The sequence below is a fragment of the Nonomuraea sp. MG754425 genome (assembly GCF_021699195.1).
Lineage (GTDB): Bacteria > Actinomycetota > Actinomycetes > Streptosporangiales > Streptosporangiaceae > Nonomuraea.
This window is the reverse complement of the sequence record NZ_SSXE01000466.1, coordinates 1-708: the sequence shown is the minus strand read 5'-3', so window position 1 is coordinate 708 and position 708 is coordinate 1. Positions and strand designations below refer to the sequence as shown.

Genomic DNA, 708 nt, shown 5'->3' with positions numbered 1-708 from the left:
GAGATCAAATGGGCCTCCGGCATCGGCGTCCTCGACGCGCAGGCCCGCACCTGGCTGCTGCCGTACCAGCCCGCCGGCTCCCCCTGCCTGTGCAGCGACCAGAAACGCGACGACCTCGGCCACTTCATCGACCCCGGCCAGTCGATCGACGTCTACGCGGTGCTGCCCGCGCCGTCGGGCAACCCGGCGACGACCACCGTCGTCACCCCCGTCGGACCGCCGATGCTCGACGTGCCCATCAGCGACGAAGCCCCGGCCGGGGACTTCCCCGACCCCGACGCCGAGCCCGTCACCCCGCTCACCCGCCGCCTCATCCTGCCCTCCGAATCGCTGGACAAGTCGGAGGAGACCGCCGACGACGGCAAGGACCTGCAGATCAACCTCTCCTCCGACGTGCTGTTCGCCGTGGACAAAGCCACCCTCACCCCCCGGGCCAAGTCGGTCATCGCCCGGACGGCCGAACTCATCGACGCCTCCCCCGCCACCGAGGTGACGGTGGCCGGCCACGCCGACTCCACCGGCAACGACACCATCAACGACCCCCTGTCGCTACGCCGCGCCCAAGCGGTGCAACGCGCCCTGTCCGCACAACTGTCCAGAGACGGCGTCGACTTCCAGGCCAAGGGCTACGGCTCGCACCGCCCGCTGTACGCCAACGACAGCGACGAAGGCAGACGCCGCAACCGCCGCGTCACCGTGACCTTCCCC

The 708-nt window shown here is 70.8% G+C and carries 1 protein-coding gene; it reads left to right on the top strand.

Going from position 1 to position 708, the window contains the following annotated elements; all coding sequences use genetic code 11:
• On the top strand, positions 1 to 708 hold a 708-nt coding region (locus FAF44_RS53510), incomplete at both ends, for an OmpA family protein (protein WP_237111169.1).